This window comes from Marinobacter sp. (assembly GCF_033722195.1).
Classification (GTDB): domain Bacteria; phylum Pseudomonadota; class Gammaproteobacteria; order Pseudomonadales; family Oleiphilaceae; genus Marinobacter.
In genome coordinates, this window is sequence record NZ_JAWVZL010000198.1 from 1 (window position 1) to 2059 (window position 2059).

Consider the following 2059-nt stretch of genomic DNA (forward strand, 5'->3'; position numbering starts at 1 on the left):
CATGGTGGCCGGGAAGCGCCGGCAGGCCTGGTAGAACAGGGTCTGCATGGAAACATTCTTCCAGCGGGTGATGGCGTAGGCCCAGCGGCTGGGGAGCAGTCGCTGCAGGGCGCTGGCAATGGCGTCCACGTCCGGCAGCGACATGATGTAGGTGGGTGAGCGCTGCAGCATGGTCACGTGGCCGGCCTTTTCCGCCATGGACGGCACCAGGGTAACGGCGGTGGCACCACTGCCGATCACCACCACTTTCTTGCCGGTGTAATCCAGGTCCTCCGGCCAGTGCTGGGGATGAACCACCTGGCCCCGGAAGTTTTCCCGGCCGGGGAATTCCGGCGTGTAGCCCTCATCGTAGCGGTAATAGCCACTGCAGTTGATCAGGAAATGGCAGCTGAAACTTTCCTGGCGGCCGTCGGAGCGGCGGGTGTCGACAGTCCAGGTGGCGCTCTCGCTGTCCCAGCTGTAGCGTGTGGCCCAGCGGTCGTAGTGGACCAGGCGGTCGATGCCGTGGCGCTCTGCGGTGGTGCGGACATAGTCCAGGATGGCCGGGCCGTCGGCGATGGCCTTGCCCCGGGTCCAGGGCCGGAACGAATAGCCCAGGGTGTACATGTCCGAATCCGAGCGGATGCCGGGATAGCGGAACAGGTCCCAGGTGCCGCCCATGGCCTTCCGGCCCTCGAGGATGGCGAAAGTCTTGTCGGGGCACTGGGTCTTGAGGTGGTAGCCGGCACCGATGCCGGACAGGCCGGCGCCCACAATCAGTGCGTCGAAGTGCTGCTTTGCCATGGTGGCCTCGTCTTTGAAGTTGGCGAGCGGGTTGGCGGACGATGATTCGCCGTGGTAGTAAAGCAACTGCTTTACTCGCATTACAGCGCCAATACCACCTCCGGCGCAAGTCCCGGATGGGTCAGTTGTGGCTCAGGTCCGGACAGTTCAGGGTAGTTCAGGGCTTGCGGTATTCCACCCGCTCGACGCAGCCATCACGGAAGTAGACGTAGGTGAGCTCATAGAGCTTGCCGTTGTAATCGGTCTCGTAGACCCAGGTCTGCTGGGGTACCGGGTAGGTTTCCGTAGGCTGGCCGAAGGCTTCCAGGACGTTCTCCCGGGTCATGCCTTTGACCACCTGGTCCCGGATCAGGTAGCGGCGCAGATCGGTGGAGTTGATAAAGCGGCAGGCGCTGCTGGCGCTCTGGGCGCCAGAGTCCTCGCTGTCTTCTGCGTCCGGCTGCTGCGGTTGTGGCGGTGGCAGGTTGCTGCCGAAGTCGCCCCCGATGCGGTTGTCCGGCACTTCGATGCGCTCGGCGTCGGGGGCGCAGGGCTGGTCCGAGAAGGTGACGCCGTTGGCGTCCTGGCAGCGGTAGACAGCGCCGGCCGGGGCCGCCACCAGGATCATCAGCAGGCAAAACAGGGGCCATCGCAGCATGGATCGGTCTCCTCAAACGGGTGGATACGAACACACCGCCGTTGCCGGCCACAAAAAAGGCGCCCGCAGGCGCCTTTTACAGCAGGGCTGTTGTCAGCACCAATCAGCGACGGACCTGGATCCGGGCCTCGACGCGACGGTTCTCGGCGCGACCGGCTTCGGTCTCGTTGCTGGCCACCGGCTGGCTTTCACCATAACCCACCGCGCTGACGCGGTCCGCATCGATGCCCAGGGGGCCGGTGAGACGGTTGGCCACAGCCTCGGCGCGGCGCTGGGACAGGAACTGGTTGTAGTCGGCGGCGCCGCGGCTGTCGGTATGACCGGCAATTTCCACGGTGGTTTCCGGGTATTCCTTCATGAAGTCCGCCACCCGGCGGATTTCGTTGTCGAAACGGTCACCGATCACTGAGCTGTTGGTGGGGAACTTCACCGACAGTTCAATGGTTTCGACGGTTTCGGTCACGCCCTCACAGCCAGTGCTGTCGACCTTGGCGCCAGCCGCGGTGTTGGGGCACTGGTCAATGCTGTTGACCACGCCGTCGTTGTCGCTGTCCACTTCACAGCCACGGCTGTTGACCATGGCGCCAGCCGGGGTATCCGGGCACTGGTCGCGGCTGTCCACCACGCCGTCGTTGTCGG

At 64.4% G+C, this 2059-nt stretch carries 3 protein-coding genes; all 3 read right to left on the reverse strand.

Annotated elements, in window-relative coordinates; genetic code table 11:
* The coding region (locus R3280_RS16770; protein WP_318999753.1) for an NAD(P)/FAD-dependent oxidoreductase at positions 1-783 on the reverse strand (783 nt) is incomplete at its 3' end.
* Between the two features lie 157 nt (positions 784-940).
* The gene (locus R3280_RS16775) at positions 941-1420 is read right to left on the reverse strand and encodes a DUF4124 domain-containing protein (RefSeq protein WP_318999751.1); all 480 of its coding nucleotides are present in this window, start codon (positions 1418-1420) and stop codon (positions 941-943) included.
* Between the two features lie 103 nt (positions 1421-1523).
* Positions 1524-2059 (reverse strand): OmpA family protein (locus R3280_RS16780; protein WP_318999752.1); only part of this gene is annotated, 536 nt, incomplete at its 5' end.

Excerpts from the sequence above, each read along its gene's own strand:
- R3280_RS16775 (WP_318999751.1), bottom strand. The coding sequence starts at position 1,420 with ATGCTGCGATGGCCCCTGTTTTGCCTGCTGATGATCCTGGTGGCGGCC.